19 protein-coding genes and 2 tRNA genes are annotated in these 18,757 nt (G+C 63.0%); 12 read left to right on the top strand and 9 right to left on the bottom strand.

The features are described from left to right. Positions 1-14: 14 nt before the first annotated feature. Positions 15-479 (bottom strand): Lrp/AsnC family transcriptional regulator, encoded by a 465-nt coding sequence (locus ACODRZ_RS12345; protein WP_103095788.1) that lies wholly within the window; start codon positions 477-479, stop codon positions 15-17. 253 nt (positions 480-732) lie between these two features. On the opposite strand from ACODRZ_RS12345, the gene ACODRZ_RS12340 reads away from it, so the two are divergent. The 4 genes from ACODRZ_RS12340 to ACODRZ_RS12325 all read left to right on the top strand — a co-directional run bounded on the left by ACODRZ_RS12340 (position 733) and on the right by ACODRZ_RS12325 (position 3,925). Next, entirely contained in the window at positions 733-2,604 is a 1,872-nt protein-coding gene (locus ACODRZ_RS12340) for a sensor histidine kinase (protein ID WP_488972366.1), read from the top strand. 37 nt (positions 2,605-2,641) lie between these two features. Beyond that, positions 2,642-3,646: a polysaccharide deacetylase family protein gene (locus ACODRZ_RS12335; RefSeq protein WP_488972367.1), complete on the top strand. Its 1,005-nt coding sequence runs from the start codon at positions 2,642-2,644 to the stop codon at positions 3,644-3,646. 79 nt (positions 3,647-3,725) lie between these two features. Next, positions 3,726-3,801: transfer RNA gene (locus ACODRZ_RS12330), tRNA-Ile, on the top strand. A 47-nt stretch (positions 3,802-3,848) separates the two neighbouring features. Continuing rightward, a tRNA-Pro gene (locus ACODRZ_RS12325) sits at positions 3,849-3,925 on the top strand. A gap of 84 nt (positions 3,926-4,009) precedes the next feature. Here ACODRZ_RS12325 and ACODRZ_RS12320 read toward each other — a convergent pair. From ACODRZ_RS12320 to ACODRZ_RS12310, 3 genes are all read right to left on the bottom strand, one after another. Then, positions 4,010-5,473 carry a CYTH and CHAD domain-containing protein gene (locus ACODRZ_RS12320; protein WP_488972368.1) on the bottom strand — a complete coding sequence of 488 codons (1,464 nt, stop codon included), beginning with the start codon at positions 5,471-5,473 and terminating at the stop codon, positions 4,010-4,012. Between the two features lie 86 nt (positions 5,474-5,559). Continuing rightward, positions 5,560-6,006 carry a barstar family protein gene (locus ACODRZ_RS12315; RefSeq protein WP_488972369.1) on the bottom strand — a complete coding sequence of 149 codons (447 nt, stop codon included), beginning with the start codon at positions 6,004-6,006 and terminating at the stop codon, positions 5,560-5,562. Then, positions 6,003-7,040, bottom strand: a complete 1,038-nt coding sequence (locus tag ACODRZ_RS12310; RefSeq protein ID WP_488972370.1) for an extracellular catalytic domain type 1 short-chain-length polyhydroxyalkanoate depolymerase — start codon at positions 7,038-7,040, stop codon at positions 6,003-6,005. The genes ACODRZ_RS12315 and ACODRZ_RS12310 overlap by 4 nt, the downstream gene beginning before the upstream one ends. A gap of 241 nt (positions 7,041-7,281) precedes the next feature. Between ACODRZ_RS12310 and ACODRZ_RS12305 the strand changes: the two genes are divergently transcribed. Next, the gene (locus ACODRZ_RS12305; protein WP_488972371.1) at positions 7,282-8,271 is read left to right on the top strand and encodes a L,D-transpeptidase; all 990 of its coding nucleotides are present in this window, start codon (positions 7,282-7,284) and stop codon (positions 8,269-8,271) included. Positions 8,272-8,496: 225 nt separating this feature from the next. Beyond that, a complete protein-coding gene (locus ACODRZ_RS12300; protein WP_488972372.1) occupies positions 8,497-9,060 on the top strand; it encodes a hypothetical protein in 564 nt (187 codons plus the stop codon). Here the strand turns inward: ACODRZ_RS12300 and rpoD are convergent. The 3 genes from rpoD to ACODRZ_RS12285 form a co-directional block, all read right to left on the bottom strand. Continuing rightward, positions 9,031-11,061, bottom strand: coding sequence for an RNA polymerase sigma factor RpoD (rpoD, locus tag ACODRZ_RS12295; RefSeq protein WP_488972373.1), 2,031 nt, complete (start codon positions 11,059-11,061; stop codon positions 9,031-9,033). The two genes, ACODRZ_RS12300 and rpoD, sit on opposite strands and share 30 nt — an antisense overlap. Before the next feature lie 315 nt (positions 11,062-11,376). Then, positions 11,377-12,030 (bottom strand): cold-shock protein, encoded by a 654-nt coding sequence (locus ACODRZ_RS12290; protein ID WP_488972374.1) that lies wholly within the window; start codon positions 12,028-12,030, stop codon positions 11,377-11,379. Positions 12,031-12,175: 145 nt separating this feature from the next. Further along, positions 12,176-12,385: a hypothetical protein gene (locus ACODRZ_RS12285; RefSeq protein WP_488972375.1), complete on the bottom strand. Its 210-nt coding sequence runs from the start codon at positions 12,383-12,385 to the stop codon at positions 12,176-12,178. Between the two features lie 268 nt (positions 12,386-12,653). Between ACODRZ_RS12285 and rsgA the strand changes: the two genes are divergently transcribed. Then, positions 12,654-13,691 carry a ribosome small subunit-dependent GTPase A gene (gene rsgA, locus ACODRZ_RS12280; protein WP_488986203.1) on the top strand — a complete coding sequence of 346 codons (1,038 nt, stop codon included), beginning with the start codon at positions 12,654-12,656 and terminating at the stop codon, positions 13,689-13,691. Next, entirely contained in the window at positions 13,684-13,839 is a 156-nt protein-coding gene (locus ACODRZ_RS12275; RefSeq protein WP_488972849.1) for a hypothetical protein, read from the top strand. The genes rsgA and ACODRZ_RS12275 overlap by 8 nt, the downstream gene beginning before the upstream one ends. Before the next feature lie 632 nt (positions 13,840-14,471). Here the strand turns inward: ACODRZ_RS12275 and ACODRZ_RS12270 are convergent. Then, complete coding sequence (locus ACODRZ_RS12270) at positions 14,472-14,645, bottom strand: hypothetical protein (RefSeq protein WP_488972847.1); 174 nt, start codon at positions 14,643-14,645, stop codon at positions 14,472-14,474. 129 nt (positions 14,646-14,774) lie between these two features. Next, positions 14,775-14,897, bottom strand: coding sequence for a hypothetical protein (locus ACODRZ_RS12265; RefSeq protein WP_488972846.1), 123 nt, complete (start codon positions 14,895-14,897; stop codon positions 14,775-14,777). 57 nt (positions 14,898-14,954) lie between these two features. Here ACODRZ_RS12265 and infA point away from each other — a divergent pair, with 57 nt between their 5' ends. The 4 genes from infA to ACODRZ_RS12245 all read left to right on the top strand — a co-directional run bounded on the left by infA (position 14,955) and on the right by ACODRZ_RS12245 (position 18,709). Then, on the top strand, positions 14,955-15,224 hold the full coding sequence (gene infA / locus ACODRZ_RS12260) for a translation initiation factor IF-1 (protein ID WP_488972845.1): 270 nt from the start codon (positions 14,955-14,957) through the stop codon (positions 15,222-15,224). Between the two features lie 525 nt (positions 15,225-15,749). Beyond that, entirely contained in the window at positions 15,750-16,991 is a 1,242-nt protein-coding gene (locus tag ACODRZ_RS12255) for a putative DNA modification/repair radical SAM protein (RefSeq protein ID WP_488972844.1), read from the top strand. Then, entirely contained in the window at positions 16,988-18,394 is a 1,407-nt protein-coding gene (locus tag ACODRZ_RS12250) for a UdgX family uracil-DNA binding protein (RefSeq protein WP_488972843.1), read from the top strand. The genes ACODRZ_RS12255 and ACODRZ_RS12250 overlap by 4 nt, the downstream gene beginning before the upstream one ends. A 60-nt stretch (positions 18,395-18,454) precedes the next feature. Beyond that, positions 18,455-18,709: a hypothetical protein gene (locus ACODRZ_RS12245; protein WP_488972842.1), complete on the top strand. Its 255-nt coding sequence runs from the start codon at positions 18,455-18,457 to the stop codon at positions 18,707-18,709. Positions 18,710-18,757: the final 48 nt, after the last annotated feature.

Genomic DNA, 18,757 nt, shown 5'->3' with positions numbered 1-18,757 from the left:
GCATCGCTGCAGCCTCAGCCCAGCGGAACGCCCGGGGTGCTCTTGGCGGTGCGGATCGTCAGCGAGGTCTTGACGCTGTCCACGTTGGGCGCGGGCGTCAGCTTGCTGGTGAGGAATTCCTGGAAGCTCTGCAGGTCACGGCTGACGATCTTCAGGATGAAGTCGATCTCACCGTTGAGCATGTGGCACTCACGCACTTCGGGCAGGCCCTTCATATGGTCCTCGAAGGCGCGCAGAGATTCCTCCGCCTGACTCTTGAGGCTGACCAGCGCGAAGACGGTGATGGTGAAGCCCAGTTTCGATGCGTCCAGATCGGCGTGATAGCCCTGGATCACACCCGCTTCTTCAAGGCTGCGCACGCGGCGCAGGCACGGCGGCGCGGTCAGACCAACGCGCTGGGCCAGTTCGACATTGGTGATGCGACCTTCCGCCTGCAGTTCCGCCAGCAGCCGACGGTCGATTTCATCGAGATTGATCATTCAAATTCCCCAGGCACACGCCTCTCGCCTCGCCTTATTGCAACATCTACATCGAAAATGCGAGCGCGCCGTAATATTATTAGCCCATAGCGTAATCGTCCCGCTTTGCAACGGCCGAAACTCGGCTCTTTCGATCCCGACGCACTTTGCTACGAAAAAGCGACCCGGTGTTTTCCTTATGGTAAACATCACGCGGGCATAGGACCGAATCTGCCACGTAACCCGAGGCGCGCCTTTCGCGTCTGGAGATGGAATGCATTTCGACGATCGCCTTGCCACTGTCCTGCGCCTGCCTTCCTCGGGGGACAGTCTCGCGCGGATACAGTTCCGGCAGCTCGTCGACATTCTCGGACGTGCGACCGATTCGCAGGAAACGAGCGAGACGGTGGAGGCGGCCTTCGACCGGCTGGCACAACTGGGTCGTGAACTGCCTGCCGCGGATCGTGCGCGATTGCTGCGCCAGCCGCTGCAACCGATGTCCAACCCGCGCCTGCTGGCCTGGCTGGCCGAGGCCGAACCTGATGTTGCCTGCGCCGGCATCGCCGCGGCCCGCCTCGACGACGCCGAGTGGCTGGCGCTGATCCCGCGACTGCCCGTGCGCGCACGCGGCATTTTGCGCCACCGTCGTGACTTGTCCGCGCAAGTCGAGGCCCTGCTGGGGCAGTTGGGCGTGCACGATCGCGGTCTTCCTTCCGGCCTCGCCGAACCACTGCCTGAAGATCCGCTGCCCGAGATGCCGCAGCCGCGCCTCCAACGCCCGACAGGCAATATCGCTGTAGATCAGGACATGTCGGAAGACGTGCTCGAGCTTCTCGATATGGCGGACGACGGGGCAGACGCCCCGCCCCCGCCCACCTCGCTAAGCGAATGGGCACGCGCGCGGGCCGCGCAGCAGCACAAGGACCTGCAGCATAAGGTTGCCGCCGATCCCGCATCAAGCCCGCGTGAGGCCGGGATCGGGGCGATCGTCCGCCGCATTGAGGAATTCCGCAAGGCGCGCGAGGCCAAGGGGTCGCCCGAGGTCCATGCCGATTCACCGCGCCTGCCGCTTGGCGACAACGCCGCGCCCGCACCGCAGCGCCTGGCCGCCGCCATCGACTTCACCACCGGAGTAGAAGGTCGCATCGACTGGGCCGACGGTCCGCATGCGCCTTCGGTGATCGGCCTATCCCTCGGGACGCATGACCCGCAGGCACCTCAGGTCGCTCATACCATGCAGCAACGCATGCCGCTGCGTGCCGCCCGTATCACCGTCACCGGGGCGCCTGCAGTCAGCGGTGTCTGGCAGGTCGATGCCGTGGCCCGCTTCGAGCACGGTCGCTTCACCGGATACTGCGGCCGCTTGCGCCGTCTCTCAGCTCCTGCCGAGATTCCCGCCGCGCCGGTCTCCCCTCACGCCGAGGCCGACCGCATGCGCGAAGTGCTCCACGAGTTGCGCACGCCCGCCAACGCGATCCAGGTCGCAGCCGAGATCATCCAGCAGCAGCTCTACGGCCCGGCCCCGCACGAATATCGCGCACTGGCCGCTGCCATCGCCGGTGACTGCGCGCATATCCTCGCCGGGTTCGAGGAGCTTGACCGGCTGGTGAAGCTCGAATCGAATGCGATGCCGCTCGAGGATGGCGAGTGCGATCTCGCCCGCGTGCTCGCCCAGACGATCGTGAGGCTACGCGCCTGGACGGAACCGCGCGGCAGCGGCTTCTCGATGCTCGCCGACCCATCCGCCACGACCTTGCCCGTCCGCATCGCGCGCACCGAGGTGGAACGACTGGTCTGGCGCCTGTTCGCCGCCCTCGCCGGATCGACGGCGCCGGGCGAAACGCTCGACTTGCGCTGGACCCAGCACGCCGACACCAAAGGCGCAATGATCGAACTGTCGGTCACGCTTCCCGCAGTGCTTGCCGAACGCGACTCCGAAGCGCTCTTCGATCCGATTTCCGGCGAACGTGGCCAGTCGCTAGCGGCGGGCATGTTCGGAATCGGCTTCACCCTGCGCCTTGCCGCAGCCGAGGCCTCCGCAGCCGGAGGTACGCTCCAGCGAGTTGCGAACAGCCTCCACCTGTCGCTGCCCGCCTTGACCGCCACGGACACACACAATAGCACTTCGGCAACTTTTTCGCAGTAATCCCCGGTGGATGCGACCCGCATAGGGAATAGAATCCTTGCCAGCCCCTAACCTTCTGCAGCCCCCGGGCAAGCACGCCTTCGCCGCGTTCCGCCCCGATTTTGGCCAGCGCTTCATCGTCACTGTCGACACCGAGGAGGAGTTCGACTGGTCGGCCCCTCTCGACCGCGAGGCGCACAGTCTTGTCACGGTTCCGGCGCTGCGCAAGTTTCAGCAGTTCTGCGAGGGTTTCGGCGTCGTGCCCTCCTATCTCATTGATTGGCCGGTTGCGGATTCCGCCTTTGCCACCGAATCGATCGGCGATGCCGTCTCGGCCGGACGCGCCGAAGTAGGGGTACAACTCCATCCCTGGGTGAGCCCGCCTTTCATCGAGGATGTGAACGAGCTCAACAGCTATGCCGGCAACCTGCCCTTCGAACTCGAGCGTGAAAAGCTGCGCCTGCTCCGCGATCGGATCGAGAGCGCCTTCGGCACGCCCCCGCGAATCTACCGCGCCGGCCGCTATGGCCTTGGTCCGCGTACTGCAGAAATCCTGCTCGAATGCGGCATCGCCATCGACACTTCGGTGCGTGCGCGTTTCGACTACAGCGGCACAGGTGGCCCAAATTATCGCGAGCACCCGCTGCACCCTTACTGGGCCGATGACGAGCGCCATTTGCTCGAGCTGCCTTTGACCACCGTGTATTGGGGACCGTTGCGGCAGGTCGGCAACGTGATCTACCCGCACTTGTGGCGCGCGCCGACGATGCGCGGTGTGCTCGCGCGCGCGGGCCTGCTCGAACGCATACCCCTTACGCCCGAGGGCATCACCGCCGAGGAAGCCTTGCGCGGCGTCGATATTGCCATCGACGAGGGGCTGCCGGTACTGGTCTTCTCCTTCCACAGCCCTTCACTCGCGACCGGGCATACGCCCTACGTGCGTAGTAGCGCGGATCTGGACGCGCTTTACGAGTGGTGGCGCACGCTGTTCACCCACCTTGCGCGGCGCGGCGTGAAGCCCACCAGCGTCGATGAAATTGTGAACAGCGTGCAACGTGGTTAGAACCGCGCTTGCCTCGGGCGCATTGCCAAGCTAACGGGCTTGCACCCGGCCATCGTCGATGGGGTCGGGTCCGGCACGGGGGCCTGTAGCTCAGCGGTTAGAGCTGGCCGCTCATAACGGCTAGGTCGCGGGTTCGAATCCTGCCGGGCCCACCATTCGCCGGTTTCTGCCATTCGTGGCAGTTGCATCGACAACCCCAGGTCGGGGAGTGGCGCAGTCCGGTAGCGCGCCTGCTTTGGGAGCAGGATGTCGCAGGTTCGAATCCTGTCTCCCCGACCAACTCATAACGTCTCAGCGTAGCCCAGACCGCTCCAGATTGTACCAAATTCCTAGTGATTTGCGCCAGTCGGTTGCAGCGGGCTGCTATGCCCAAAACCGCTTGGCTTGGATCAGCGTGACGTGATGCTCTTCGGCCTGCTCCAGCAGAGTGGCCCTGGCCTTCGGGTCGGCCGCCCGCTCCTCCGCATCTGCCTCGGTCACGCCAAGCCGTCGCAGTGTTGCGGAAGCGGCAGACAAGTCGTTGAGGTCGCCGAGACTGTCCTGAAGGCCTTCGAGCGCTGACAGGAAGCGCTTGAACCGCTTGCGATCGCGCTTGCTGTCATACAGCGCCGCAAAGAATTCCGTCGCATATCGCAGCTTCTTGGCTGTCTTGCGCAGTTCGTGGCGGCTCTCATCGTCCAGCGACCTGAGGTCGTGCCCCCGTCGCTTCACTTTCTTGCGCAGCTTGCGCAGGGTCCTCGCCGCGAAGGCGAGGACCGGGATGGTCCGGGCCTCGGAATTGGCATCGTCGCGCAGCCACTCCCCTATGCTCAGCCATTGGACGAGATCGATCATCAGGGCACGCGCCCGCGCCGATTGGAGGACGATCCCCACCGTGTCGTAGGCCGCCGTCCGGGCTTCGAGCAATTGCGCCCTCACCTCCTCCTCACCAGTGGGCTTGAGCAGCACGTCGATGTCGCGTGCCTTCCCGAGTTCGGCCGCCAGCCAGCGCAGTTCCGCATTGAGCCTCGGAACGGTCCGGTCGGCGAACACGCTCTTGTGAATGGTGAGCGCGGACCGCATCCGCCGGATCGCGACGCGCGCCTGATGGAGCGCTGCCGCGTCCCGGTGATCCAGCACCAGCGGCACGTTGAGCCGATGGTGGCGCAGGCAGGCGAAACCGATGGCCTGCAGCGCACTGGCGGCGGTCATGCTCTCGTCCAGCGCCACACGATGCGCCTTGGAAGCGGCAAGCGCAGGACCAAGCAGCCGGTAGCCGCGTTCCGCCTTGCTCATCACGCCGAGTCGGACTGGCGCGACCGCGTCGATTTTCCGGGCCAGTGCGAAGATCGCGGCCGGATCGCCGTCCTTGTGCTCCAGCTCGACTTCGACGAACGGTGCCTCACGATCTCCGGCGATCACGCGGCCATCGTCGAGTGAAATCTCGACGCCTCCGCTCATCCACCGGCGGCGGTCGTTCTCGACCGCGAAGACAGGCGCGATCGTCTCGGTACCGCTGCCGATCAGGGCACGGACCGGACTCGAATGATCGAGCACGGGCTGGTCGTCGGCGACGTCGAACTCCCATTCCGGACGTATGAACAGGCCGGCGGTGGTGCCGGAGGCCTTGACGGTCTGCACCCGGCGCTCGCCTTCCCGGCGGATCCGCAGCGAGAGCCCAGCGTGAAGCAGGGCCTGATCGGGCGTGTCGAAGTAAAGAGCACGCTGCGAAACGGCGCTCGGCGCATCGGCGAACAGGTCAGACGCGCCGAGCGCTTCCATGCCCGCTGCATCCAGCTCCAGCTTGAGTTCCATTTCCATGCCTTCGGATGGCTTGGGGGTCGTCATCTCGCCTCTCGTCCTGCCTTATCGGTGACCAACGGACGAGCGCGCCAATCGTAACGGCGTGCGGCCCCATCGATCGCTTTTCCAGCTCATGCGGGCACGATCTCTATATTGGGATGCTCCGCGAAGACCTGCATCACGATATCGAAATAGGTATTGCCCACGCCGCTCTCCAGCGCGGCCAGCTGGTCGACGATGGGGGTGCCGTTGAACATCATTCTCGTACCCAGCCGGTCTCGCAGGAACGCGCAAGTCGCTTCCCGGCCGAGCGCGGTGCGAGTGGCGTCCATGTCCTTCCAGACCAGACGGACGGGCTCGCGGCCTTCGATGGCCCCGAAGCTGCCGTACAGCACGTCGTTCAAGGCATCGAGGCTTTCGCCTAGCTTCCAGGTCACCCCGGCCATGAACAGCCGGTTGATGTGCGCATAGAACGACGCGATGTCGGTGATGGTGCCGCCATCAATCTCGAACTGCTTCGGCCCAATCGCGCCTCGATCATACCGGCGTTGCGACGCCGGCGGCCGTTCCGGCTTCATTTCGCTCTCCTTTGCGACAGGAAGAAGCGCATCATTTCGCGGGAGGCATTCGGCCCCAAAGGGTCAGTGTAGGATGCAAAGGCGCTGCCGCCGGACCATTCGTGGCCGCTTCCGTGGATAGTCCAGTCCTCGAGAAGGATGTTGCCACCTGGCGAGCGGTAGACCTTGCGCGTGAAGTCTCGCCCCTTGTCGGATTTCCCGTAATGCGTGCGCGAAACCAGCGGGCCGGGCTGCGATCGCTCCAGCGTGTTGAGGAAGCCGGCGGCATTTGAGGGGTGGACGACCCGATCTTCGTCGCCGTGGAAGACGATGGTGGGCAGCGGCCGTGCCGCTCTGCCGGTCGATCTGGCCCGTCCTTCCCCACGCATCGCGGCAAGCGCCGATGGCAGGGTCCGTATCGTCCCCCGCGCCACACCGGAATGGACGCCGACCGCCGTGAACAGGTCCGGATAGGCGGCCCCGATGATCGCGGCCGCAGAACCACCCGCTGAAATGCCCGCAATGAAGACCCTTTCCGGATTGCCCGCAGTAATCGCAAGGACATGTCGGACCAGCGCCGCGATCAGCGCCGGTTCCCCCTCGCCCCGCGCCTGGTTCCTCGGCCGATGCCAGTTCCAGCACCTGGCCAGGTTCGCCCGCTGCGACTGCTGCGGATATAGGACGAGGTAACCCAGTTCGTCGGCCAATTCATTCATGCCGGTGCCTGTCGCGAAATCGGATGCCGTCTGCGAACAGCCGTGCAGCATGACGATGAGCGGGAGGCCCCGCCGCTTTCCCGCCCGCGGCGTGTACAGCCGGTATTTGATCGTGCCATGCGCGCAATCGAACTCGTGCGTCCCGAAAGTCCCTGGCGCCGGGCGCACGTGCCGCGCCGCCGCAGGCTTTGCGCTGGCGCGTGGAGGTGCCTTCGACGACCTGGTCTTGGCGGACGCCGGGGACTTCAACCCGACCTGCATCGCGATCAGCGCCGACATCGGCCGGCCCTTGCGGACGAGGCGTGCCGCCTTCGAGAGCGTCTTGAACAGATCTGCCATCGCGCCCTGGTTAGCCTTCGTTGCTTGCACTGAAGCTACAGCATTGATGAGCATCGCAGAGCCGGTACCGGATGTCACCCTCCGGAAAGCAACGGATACACAGGAACAGACCCGCGCCCAAGCGGCCGGCTCACCGCCACCGGCTAAAGAAGAATAACATACGTAAACGCTTGCACTGGCCAGTCTATTCCTGATCTACTCCATACTGAGCGTTCGGATCGGGAATGTGCATGGGGATGACATGAGGTCATTTGGCATCGTCGCGGCAGGATTGTCATGCCTGTTGGCGCCATCAGCCTTGGCACAAGGCGCGAAGGCAAGTTCACCCCCCGAATTCGCGCGGATGATCGAGCATCTCCGGCCCGGCCAATGGGTCTGGGCGCCGCAGGTCGCGCCAAGCGGGCCGGTCCTGATCTATGTCGATCTCTCCCGCCAGATCGCCATGGTCTACCGCAACGGGATTCGCATCGCCGCCACGACCGTCTCGACCGGCAAGGCCGGGCACGAGACGCCGACGGGCGTATTCACCATTCTCCAGAAGGATGCCCATCACCGGTCCAGCAAATACAACAGCGCGCCGATGCCGTTCCAGCAGCGGCTGACGTGGGACGGGGTCGCGCTCCATGCCGGCGGTCTGCCGGGCTATCCCGAGAGCCATGGATGCGTGCATCTCCCCTTCGAGTTCGCACGCGAGCTTTTCGGGATAACGAGCCTTGGCATTACCGTTGTCGTCGAGGGCGATCCGGCCAACCATATGCGGACCAGCGACAACAGCCTGCTTGCTCCTTTCGACGCTGCCGGCCGTGCTCGGGGCACGCAGCCGCTTGAGGGAAAGGAGTACCGCTGGACACCGCAGGCAGCGGAGCAAGGCCCACTCAGCATCATCGTCTCGAAATCCGATCAGCGGATCGTCGTACTGCGCAACGGAACGGAGATCGGACGCAGCGCTGCGCAGGTGAATGACGACGATCCCGGCTCACACGTCATCACGCTGACGATGCGGCAGGGAAAGCCGCACTGGGTCTATGTCGGGATGAACGGGCATGAGGCCGATGAAGGCAAGGAAGTCGATGAAGCGATCATCAACCGGGTCCGTATGCCGAGAGCCTTCTACCAACTGGTCAAGGCGCAATTGAAACCGGGATCGACGATCCTCGTCACCGATTCGCGGGTCGGTGCCAGGCCGCTCGAACGGCTGACGATCATGGACGCGGTCGTACCGCAGCCGTGATCCCAGACACTTCAGATGCATCGACCACAAGGCCAGTCATTTTTTGGCTTGGCCAAGGCGCTGGGCGACGCTGGCGTCACCATTCCGTACCCTCAGCGCGAATTGTGGATCCATGATGTCCGATACGCTCAGGCTGCAAAGGATTTGTGACCGACTGTCACATCCATTACCATCCCGCTCGCTATCCGTTCCCGCATCTTGAGGTGAAGACTGGATGACGCATTCATGACCCTGCCCGTCGAAGCATCCGCCGATCACGAACACAGCGTCCCGTTCTTCTGGCCCTTCGCAGCGGCGCTGACACTTGGCGAACAGGCGGTGGAGACGATGCAGCGCAACCTCGACTTCGCGGTCGAGGCGGGCCGGATCGAACATCCACCCGAGCCGGAATGGGCCACGGCGAACACCGTGCGGCTCGATCTGGCGACAATGCGGCTGCGAGAGTTCGGGGGAGAAGGCGCCAGCGGAACGCCCGTCCTGATCGACGCGCCCTTCGCCGGGCACAGCTCCACCATCGCCGACTACGCCGAGGGCCAGAGCCTCGTGCAGACGCTGATGGCAAGCGGCATCTCCAACGTCTTCGCGACGGACTGGAAGCCCGCCAACGCGCCGGTCGAGATCAAGCCAGACGGCCACGCAACCCTCAACTCCGCATCAAAGCTTCAACTTCGTGAAACAACTTTCCGACCTTGCGCAAGGCTTGCAGGGCCTTGGCCATACCCGGTCAGGCAGCCGCGAGAATGCGTGACCGGGAAGCGCTTAATCCAGGAAAGCACGCATGATGCGTGAACGGCTCGGGTGCTTGAGCTTGCGCAGCGCCTTGGCTTCGATCTGGCGGATACGCTCGCGAGTCACCGAAAACTGCTGGCCGACTTCCTCCAGCGTGTGATCGGTGTGCATGCCGATGCCGAAGCGCATACGCAGAACGCGCTCCTCGCGCGGTGTCAGGGAAGCCAGCGTGCGGGTAATCATCTCCTTGAGATTTGACTGGATAGCGGCATCGACAGGGATCACCGCGTTTGCATCCTGGATGAAATCGCCAAGTTGGCTGTCTTCCTCGTCACCGATGGGGGTTTCGAGCGAGATCGGCTCCTTGGCGATCTTGAGAACACGCTTCACCTTCTCGAGCGGCATCGACAGACGCTCGGCCATTTCCTCGGGCGTGGGCTCGCGGCCCTGCTCGTGGAGGAACTGACGGCTGGTGCGCACCAGCTTGTTGATCGTCTCGATCATGTGGACCGGGATACGGATCGTGCGGGCCTGATCCGCGATCGAGCGCGTGATCGCCTGCCTGATCCACCAGGTCGCATACGTCGAGAACTTGTAGCCGCGGCGGTACTCGAACTTGTCGACCGCCTTCATCAGACCGATGTTGCCTTCCTGGATGAGATCCAGGAACTGCAGGCCGCGGTTCAGGTATTTCTTGGCGAGCGAGATCACCAGACGCAGGTTCGCCTCGACCATTTCCTTCTTGGCGATGCGCGCTTCGCGCTCACCCTTCTGGACCATGTTCACGATGCGTCGGAATTCTTCGATTTCCATGCCGGTGGCGGCAGCGATGTCCGAAACTTCCAGACGGATGCGCTCGATAGGGTCGGCTTCGTTCTCGGCGAAGGCGGCCCACTTCTTGTCCTTCTTGGCGACGTCGGCGATCCACGTGTCGTCCAGCTCGCGGCCGACATAGGATTCGAGGAAGTCGGTGCGCTTCACCTTGTGACGTTCGGCCAGACGCAGCATCTGGCCGCCCAGCGTCGTCAGGCGACGGTTGAAGGCATAGAGGTTGTCGACCAGATATTCGATCTTGGTCGCGTGGAACTTGACCGATTCCACCTGCGCGGTGAGGTCTTCACGAAGCTGTTGGTACTGGTCTTCCTTGGCGGCCGGGAAATCGATGCCCAGCGCCAGCGCTTCCAGACGATCGCGCTGCAGGCGCTCAAAAGTCTGGAACAGTTCGGTGATCAGCAGGAACTTCTCAAGCGCTTCGGGCTTGAGGGCCGCTTCCATCTGCGCGAGCGAGAGGGTGTTGTCCTCTTCCTCTTCCTCGGCCTTACGCTTGGGGATCGGGTTGCCGTCCTCGTCGAGTTCCTCGGAGTTGTCCTCGTCGTCGGAATCGTCGTCCTTGAACGAGGGACCGGCGGTTTTCTCGCTGATCTCGCCGTCGTCCTCGCTCTCGCCGTCTTCGCTCAGGGCTTCGGGGGCGGGCTCCTTGGATAGCATCGCGTCGAGATCGAGGATCTCGCGCAGCTGCATCTCGCCGTTGTTGAGTGCTTCGGACCACTGGATGATGGCGTGGAAGGTGATCGGGCTTTCACACAGGCCCAGGATCATCATGTCGCGCCCGGCTTCGATGCGCTTGGAGATCGCGGCCTCGCCCTCGCGGCTGAGCAGTTCGGCGGCGCCCATCTCCTGCAGGTAGAGGCGCACCGGATCGTCGCTGCGTCCAAGGGATTCCGACTTCTTGGTGTCAGCGGATCGGCGGCGCGATACTTCCGCGCTCTCGCCGAATTCCGCCTCTTCATCACGATCGTCGTCAGCATCCTGACCTGCGTCAGGATCCGAAGCATCATCATCGTCTTCATTCTCGACGATTCTGACGCCCATCTCCGAGATCGCGGCCATGACGTCCTCGATCTGGTCAGCCGACATCTGATCCTGTGGAAGTGCAGCGTTCAACTCGCTTACGGATATCACACCGAGCCGCTTGGCACGTGCGATCAACCGCTCAACCGAGCCGCGATTAAGGTCGATCAGAGGTGCGTCATTATCCGCGCTGTGATCGTCGTTACTCATTCTTTCGCCTTTAACCAATCTGCTGCATCCATGACGATCGCATCAGGATGCCACTCCGTTGCGCGTTCCGCGACCGCGACCGCTTTTCCGCAGGAACCCGCAACTCCCAACTCAGCTTTCAACGGCCTTGGCCGCATGACCAAGCCGCAACCCGCCTCCTGAACGACCGCAATTTCGTCTTCAGGCCGGCCGAAGCGGCGCGGAATGTGGTTGATCTTGAGCTGCGAATATGGTCGCGAAAGCCGAACTCTTTCGGACCATATCACAAGGGTTGCCGCCTTGGCCCGCCCAGACGGGCCAAGGCGGCGATAAGGCCTAACGCAGGACCAAGTTCACTGCAGAGGACTTTCCGCGACGATCGATTTCGATCTCGAACTCGATCTGATCGCCTTCGTGCAGCCCGGACAGGCCCGAGCGCTCGACGGCGCTGATGTGAACGAAGGCATCGGGCTGGCCGTCATCACGAGTGACAAAGCCGAAGCCCTTGGTCGCATTGAAGAACTTGACCGTGCCATTGGCGCGCTCGCCGGTAGACTGGCGCTGCGCCGGAGCAGCTTCACGCCTTGTGGAAGTCACGACTTCACCGACAATCGAAAGATTGGTGGCCGAAATCTTGCCGCCACGATCGACAAGCTGGAACTGCAGCTGCTGGCCTTCTGCCAGAGTCGCAAGGCCAGCGTCCTGAACGGCGCTGATATGCACGAAAGCATCGTCGCCACCATCGTCGCGCTGGATGAAGCCGAAGCCCTTATCCGGGTTGAAGAACTTGACCACCCCGCTGCCCTCGCCGACGACCTGCGCCGGGGCACCGCCGCCGAAGCCGCCACCGCGCGATCCGCCGAAACCTCCCCGCTGGCCACCGCCGAAGCGGTCGCCGCCGCCGAAACGATCGTTGCCGCCTCCAAAGCGGTCGTTGCCGCCACCGAACCTGTCGCGGTCGTAGCCGCGATTTCCTCTGTCAAATGACATGACTTAAAACATACCTTCGCTGCGCTCGGTGAAAAATGCCCATGCGCTTGAACGCGGCACGCAAGGGGAAAGACAATCGGCTCTCAGTAATAAACAGCCCTGCCAAGGCTCATGAGCGCTGTGGACGGCGCCCAGAAAAATCAAACTAAACCTGCTCCTCCGTCGTAATATTGCGACGGCTTATTTCTTGTGAAGCAAAAATCCCGAGCGCGCCTTCAGGCGTCTCTGAAAATATATCGTGAAAATCCAATAAATCTTCGTCGTGGAGATTGGCGATCGAAGCCCTGATTTCATTTACCATCTTGAGGGCGCGTGCGCCGTGATCAGCACGCCTTTTTTCCTTCTCTCGCTTCATTTTTCATCGATAGCACTAATTTGCGCGGCAGGCCATCGAGAAGCAGTGGGCATATCTATTTGCGACCAAACCCGATCATTCGACACCGGCACGATCCGGCGAGACCGCCTTGCACAAAAGGCCGGCGGCGCCCTCCCGCCCGGCGCCGCGAGATAAAAAAGGCACGCCGGGAGGGCAGGCATGGCTTATGCGTGAATATGGTATAGGGGTTGGCCGAAAGCATCTTCCTCGCATGAGGCTCAACCGGACGAAAGCTCACCATCCGTCGATGACATCTACCGAACTCAACCTTGCAGATCTTGGCTGGAGCCCCTTTTTCAACGATCAGCTAAGTCCGCATGAGAGAGGCGACGATTTTTGTCCTGTCCGCGTATTGGCAGTGCATCGCGGCATGGTCGAAGTCGCCGGAAGCGGTGTCAGCGGGATGATCCCATCCACTTTGCCGATTAACCGGGGGCCTGAGGATCGAGCTACGGTCGGCGACTGGCTGGTGATGGATCGTGCGCGGCGGGAGCCGCTGCGCGTCCTCGACCGCATCAACCTTTTCAAACGCACGGCGCCGGTCGACCAGCGCCGGCTTCAACTGCTCGCCGCGAATGTCGACACGCTCTTCATCGTGACGTCGTGCAATCAGGACTTCAACATCGCTCGTTTGGAGCGCTATCTCGTGATGGCGCGGGAAGTCGACGTCACGCCGGTGATCGTGCTCACCAAAATCGATCTTTCAGACAGTCTCGACCGGTTCCTGGAGAGCGCCAGATCGCTGCAGGCAGACCTGCAGGTAGAAACGGTGAACGGGCGAGACCCGCAAAGCGTGGCGCGACTTGCTCCTTATTGCGGGACCGGGAAGACCGTGGCACTGCTGGGTTCGTCGGGGGTTGGAAAATCAACGATGATCAACACCTTGCGCGGATCGCAAAGCCTTGCCACGCAGCCCGTCCGGGAGGCGGACGGCAAGGGCAGGCACACAACTACCGTTCGCCAGCTCCATCGCCTCGATGGCCTCATCGAAGGAGGGTGGCTGGTCGACACGCCGGGCATGCGGGAGTTTCACATACCCGAAGCTGCAGCAGGAATTGCGGAAGTATTCGACGATATCGTGTCCGTGACACGCAACTGCCGCTTCAGCGACTGCACCCATGTTGCAGAGCCTGGCTGCGCCGTGCAGGCGATGGTCCGGGAGGGACGCCTGAAGCCCAAGCGATTGGAACGCTGGCGCAAACTGCGCGCTGAAGATGAAGAAACACCTTTCGGCCGACGGCCGAAAGCCAACAGCACTCGCACAAGGAAGAAGAAGGATGGCTGATCTATATCTCAAGGCCTTGGAGGCAGAGCGCAGAAGTCTGTGGGCCGAGTGCCGGCTGAAGGGGCTTGCCAAGGGAACGGCGGAACGTGTCCGGATCGACGAGCTGGATAAACTGCTTGCCGCGCACAAAGCGAAAAAGAGCAGCTGAACAGGCGCTCGGAGCGTCCAATTCCCTGGCTGCACGATGCATGGACGCCCGGATCAGGATGCAGGCCTGAGGTCCGCAAGAGCACGTTCGACCCGGCTCAGCCCCTCTGCCGACTCCACCGCAAGATCCAGCGGCCGCCCTCCGAGCTTGCCGCACGCGGCGTTAAGATACGCAATGGCCTGATCCCGATTTCCCAGTGCCTCAAGCGCTAGTTTGGTCACCAACCCCTGTCGGATCGCTGCGTCGGGCGCGAGCTTGGGTCGATCGGACCATCGCACTTTTGCGCGAATTGGCCTGTCGGGCTTGCTTTCGCTGTCCATTTTGGAATTCCTAGCAATAAGGCCGCATGCGATGCGCGGCGATCTTCCAGAGCATATGGGTGATCTGGATCTGGCCCATCACAGACGCGGTGGCGGTCTGAAGCATGGTCCCCACGTGATCGGGACCGGGACTCGACAGGAAGTCCCGCGCCGCCACGCGACCGCCCAGCAAAGCGAAGGCAAGGTCGGATATCTCGCTTCGCCGTTGGAAGGTCAGGTCGTCCCTCGAAGCGCGGTTCCATTGCCGTCCGCATGACGGGACTCCCGCCGGCCGATAGCGCGGGCAGGCAAAGGGGTTTGATGCAGGCCAGGTCATGCCCATTGCGGATAGGCCGCGACCCCCATGTCATTGCGCAAGCGAGCAATCCGGGTTTCGTAATGACGCACCAGATCGAACCGCGACCGACGCGAATGAACATCCTTATCGTGCACAGCGTATTGAATGAGCGCAATCTGATGATGAAAAAGTAGCTGATTGAGGTCCATCGGGCTCTCCTTTTTGCGGGAGCGCGCTGAGTCTCTCAGTCGCCGATGTGCAGAAATCGTCGGCAATATAATTCTTTTACACGATTTCGCTTCGACCGGCGAGTGCATTCTATGAATCGGGAATAATATTTAAAAATCTGCGCCCTGTTGAAAATTTGATTTTTTCGCGTACATGGAGATCGCTGCATCGTTTTTGACGAAAGCTGGCCCGCGCAACGCAGGCATTTTTTCAAGCATCAGCCTGGCTTTCATGACCGCCGTTCTGCGCATGCATGACGTCGGGCACCCTCGTATTCGGGACATCATGGATTGGCCAAGGAAGAATTGCTGACGATGGAAGGCTACATCGAGGAGATACTCCCCGATGGACGCTTCGCGGTGTTGCTCGACAACGAGCACAAGATCATTGCCTATACGGCGGGCAAGATGCGCAAGTTCCGCATTCGCTCGGTCGTCGGTGATCGCGTGCACGTCGAGATGACGCCTTACGACCTTTCCAAAGGCCGGATCGTGTTTCGCGAAAAAACGCCGGGACAAGCCGGCGGACCGCCGAGACGGCGCAGCGGTTTCAGAAGATAAAAAGGCGGGAAAACCCCGCGCACAGGATAACATGTACATCACTACCCCAGGCGCTCGAACGCGACCCGAAAATGCCATCTACCACCCGCTCGCCTTGCGCCATGCCGTGAACCAGAGGCCATCCGGCCTTCTCAGCCGGGACCATCTACGACGCCTTGTTGCCGCGATGGTCGATTGAACCGACCTGCCCGCGCCATCGAAAGAATGGCCGGGCGTCTTTTTCAATCCCGCAAGCGAGCACAGTCTCGGGGGTATATAGCGCGATTGCGGCACGAAGAACCGATCGTCGCCGGCAATCGTCATGCCTCTCCGGGCATTTCTTCACCTTCAGACTCAAGGCCGCGGCGACCGGGATACCGATCGCCGCGACCGCTGCCGTTTGACAGGGGGTTAGCAAGGGCTGACCCGTCGGCAGCGTCTGGAGTGTGGTTCGGCAAAGGCTCCCGACCAATCCGGATTTCCCGGACATGCCGACTCACCATTCCCTTGCTTGCAAAGATTTAGGAAGGAACATATAAGGAACAAATGTCCCGTTCCACCGTCATGGACCGTCTCGAAATTCTTGCCGATGCCGCCAAGTATGATGCCTCCTGCGCGTCTTCCGGCACCGCCAAGCGGGACAGTCGTGATGGGCGGGGCCTCGGTTCGACCGAAGGCATGGGCATCTGCCACGCTTATGCGCCCGATGGCCGATGCATCTCGCTGCTCAAGCTGCTGCTGACCAACCACTGCATCTTCGACTGCCATTACTGCATCAACCGCAAGAGCTCGAACGTGCGCCGCGCACGGCTCACACCGCAGGAAGTGGTAGACCTCACGCTCTCGTTCTACCGTCGCAATTATATCGAGGGACTGTTCCTCAGTTCGGGCATCGTGAAGTCCTCCAGCCACACGATGGAACAACTGATAGAAGTCGCGCGCATCCTGCGTGAAGAGCACGATTTCCGCGGATACATCCACCTCAAGACGATCCCGGAGGCGGACCCAGAACTGGTCGCGCAGGCAGGGCTTTGGGCGGACCGCGTATCGATCAACGTCGAACTGCCGACCGACGCCGGGCTTTCGCGTCTCGCCCCCGACAAGAACGGAGCGACGATCGAGGGAGCGATGGGCAAGCTGTCCGGCGCGATCATCGAGGCGCACGATGCCCGCAAGCGCTTTCGCAAGGCGCCGACTTTCGCACCCGCCGGGCAGTCGACTCAGATGATCGTCGGCGCGGACGGCGCCAGCGACGCGCAGATCGTCGGCAAGGCCAGCACCCTTTACGACCGCTTCTCGCTCAAGCGGGTCTACTACTCCGCCTTCAGCCCGATTCCGGAGGCGAGCGCCGTCCTGCCGCTCAAGCGCCCGCCGCTGATGCGCGAACACCGGCTCTACCAATCGGACTGGCTGATGCGCTTCTACGGCTTTGCGCCGCAGGAGGTGCAGCAGGCGACGGAGGACGACGGCATGTTGCCGTTGGATATCGACCCCAAGCTGGCCTGGGCGCTGAAGTTCCGGGATCGCTTTCCGGTCGATCTCAACCGCGCCCCGCGCGAGGCGATGCTGCGGGTACCCGGGCTGGGCGTGAAGGCGGTCGACGCGGTCCTCATTGCGCGGCGGCATCGATCGATCCGGCTGGAGGACCTCGCCCGGCTCAGCGTCTCGATGAAGAAGCTGCGCCCTTTCATCGTGACGGCGGACTGGCGCCCCACCCTGCTCCTCGACCGCGCCGACTTGCGCGCGCGGCTCGCGCCGCCGGCGCAGCAGATGGAACTGTTCGCGTGATCGCAGCGGATATCCCGCAGCCCGACGACTTCGAGGCCTGGCGCGATGAGGCGCGGCGACTCGTCGCGCGCGGCGTACCGCCGGAGGACACGACGTGGGGCGAGGCGGATGGCGTGGCTGACCTTTTCGCCGCCCCTTTCACCGCACTTGCATATCCCGGGACACTGCGGGAGGTTCGGGCGAGCCGGGCCTTCCTCGACCTCGCCCGCAGCGTGATCCTGCATTGCGACCCGGCCCGCCTCGCCCTCCTGTATCGCGTGCTCTGGCGCCTGCAGGACCAGCCCCGGCTGATTGAGGACGCCGCAGACCGCGATGTCGCCGCGCTGGAACGCATGGCGAAGCAGGTCCGCCGCGACATGCACAAGATGCGCGCGTTCGTCCGTTTCCGGTCCGTGGCCGACGAGGACGGCGTGGAACGCTTCGTCGCCTGGTTCGAGCCCGAACATCGCATCGAACGCGCCAACGCGGATTTCTTCGTCAATCGCTTCGCCAGCCAGCGCTGGTCCATCCTGACCCCGCGCCTGTCGCTGCATTGGGACGGGACGGCGCTGCTGGAGGGGCCTGCGGCATCGCGCGACGATGCCCCCGCCGAGGACGCGGCCGAGGAACTCTGGCTCGGCTACTATCGTTCGATCTTCAATCCCGCGCGCCTCAAGGTGGGCATGATGCTCAAGGAAATGCCGCGCCGATATTGGAAGAACCTACCCGAGGCGCGCCAGATTCCCGATCTCATCGCCGGGGCTCACAAGCGGGAGGCCGCGATGATCGCCACCGGGTCGGACCTGTTCGCTCGGGAAGCGGTCCCGTCCAGCCTTCAGGCGGTTGCAGAGGGTATCGCGCAATGCCGTCGTTGTCCCATCGGCTGCAACGGCACTCGAGCGGTCATGGGCGAAGGACCGAAGACGGCACGGCTCATGATCGTGGGCGAACAGCCCGGCGATACCGAAGAGCGCGAAAACCGGCCTTTCATCGGTCCCGCCGGCCAGTTGCTCGACAGCGCCCTGGGCGAAGCCGGGGTGAATCGCTCGGCTGCCTATGTCACCAATGCGGTAAAGCACTTCAAGTTCGCTCCGCGCGGCAAGCGCCGGCTCCATCAGGCGCCTACCGCCGGCGAGATCGACATCTGCCGCTGGTGGCTGGATGGCGAACGTGCACTGGTGAAGCCGAAGGTCGTGCTCGCCCTTGGCGCAAGCAGCGCGCGGGGCCTGCTCGGACGCACGCCGGCGATCGGCCGGGAACGTGGGCAGGCCATCGCCCTGCCCGACGACACGCTGGTCTGGCTCACCGCGCACCCTAGCTACCTGCTGCGGCTCGACGGGGCGGCCCGGGAGCGCGAACATGCACGGTTCGCGCATGATCTTGCCGGGCTCGCACAGGTTCTTGCGGCGAGTGGAGTGGACTAGGTGCAACTCCAGGGGCACCCGCGCGTTCACTAATTCGGCAAACATTGAAGGGGAATGGTCATGGCCAGCGAATGCACTGCCTACCGCGACTCCAAGGGCGGGCTCCACAGTAGCCCCGAACGCGCGACTCTCGAAGATCTTGCCGGCGTCCTCGGCCGGGTTGGTGACGAAGGCGGAATGACGGGAGGTGTCGCCCGCATGATCTTCGACAAACGCGCCGAGATAGAGCGTGTCTTCGCCGAGCACGATCGCCTGATGGAAACGGCACCGGCTGCCGCGATCCAGCCCGGACACCACATTCGCGCCGTTAACTGACGGCGCCAGACAGGAACTTTCGCAGGTCCTGCCCCTGTAACTTCGGAG

Source organism: Novosphingobium sp. FG90 (genome assembly GCF_057808725.1).
This window is presented reverse-complemented; position numbering and strand designations above follow the sequence as displayed.

What these genes read in the sequence shown, in the direction of transcription:
- ACODRZ_RS12345 (WP_103095788.1), bottom strand. Translation starts at nt 479, where the DNA reads ATGATCAATCTCGATGAAATCGACCGTCGGCTGCTGGCGGAACTGCAG.
- ACODRZ_RS12320 (WP_488972368.1), bottom strand. Translation starts at nt 5,473, where the DNA reads ATGACGACCCCCAAGCCATCCGAAGGCATGGAAATGGAACTCAAGCTG.
- ACODRZ_RS12300 (WP_488972372.1), top strand. Translation starts at nt 8,497, where the DNA reads ATGACCCTGCCCGTCGAAGCATCCGCCGATCACGAACACAGCGTCCCG.
- ACODRZ_RS12305 (WP_488972371.1), top strand. Translation starts at nt 7,282, where the DNA reads ATGAGGTCATTTGGCATCGTCGCGGCAGGATTGTCATGCCTGTTGGCG.
- rsgA (WP_488986203.1), top strand. Translation starts at nt 12,654, where the DNA reads ATGACATCTACCGAACTCAACCTTGCAGATCTTGGCTGGAGCCCCTTT.
- ACODRZ_RS12265 (WP_488972846.1), bottom strand. Translation starts at nt 14,897, where the DNA reads ATGAAAGCCAGGCTGATGCTTGAAAAAATGCCTGCGTTGCGCGGGCCA.
- ACODRZ_RS12290 (WP_488972374.1), bottom strand. Translation starts at nt 12,030, where the DNA reads ATGTCATTTGACAGAGGAAATCGCGGCTACGACCGCGACAGGTTCGGT.
- ACODRZ_RS12340 (WP_488972366.1), top strand. Translation starts at nt 733, where the DNA reads ATGCATTTCGACGATCGCCTTGCCACTGTCCTGCGCCTGCCTTCCTCG.
- ACODRZ_RS12270 (WP_488972847.1), bottom strand. Translation starts at nt 14,645, where the DNA reads ATGGACCTCAATCAGCTACTTTTTCATCATCAGATTGCGCTCATTCAA.
- ACODRZ_RS12255 (WP_488972844.1), top strand. Translation starts at nt 15,750, where the DNA reads ATGTCCCGTTCCACCGTCATGGACCGTCTCGAAATTCTTGCCGATGCC.
- ACODRZ_RS12315 (WP_488972369.1), bottom strand. Translation starts at nt 6,006, where the DNA reads ATGAAGCCGGAACGGCCGCCGGCGTCGCAACGCCGGTATGATCGAGGC.
- ACODRZ_RS12285 (WP_488972375.1), bottom strand. Translation starts at nt 12,385, where the DNA reads ATGAAGCGAGAGAAGGAAAAAAGGCGTGCTGATCACGGCGCACGCGCC.
- ACODRZ_RS12275 (WP_488972849.1), top strand. Translation starts at nt 13,684, where the DNA reads ATGGCTGATCTATATCTCAAGGCCTTGGAGGCAGAGCGCAGAAGTCTG.
- ACODRZ_RS12310 (WP_488972370.1), bottom strand. Translation starts at nt 7,040, where the DNA reads ATGGCAGATCTGTTCAAGACGCTCTCGAAGGCGGCACGCCTCGTCCGC.
- ACODRZ_RS12245 (WP_488972842.1), top strand. Translation starts at nt 18,455, where the DNA reads ATGGCCAGCGAATGCACTGCCTACCGCGACTCCAAGGGCGGGCTCCAC.
- rpoD (WP_488972373.1), bottom strand. Translation starts at nt 11,061, where the DNA reads ATGAGTAACGACGATCACAGCGCGGATAATGACGCACCTCTGATCGAC.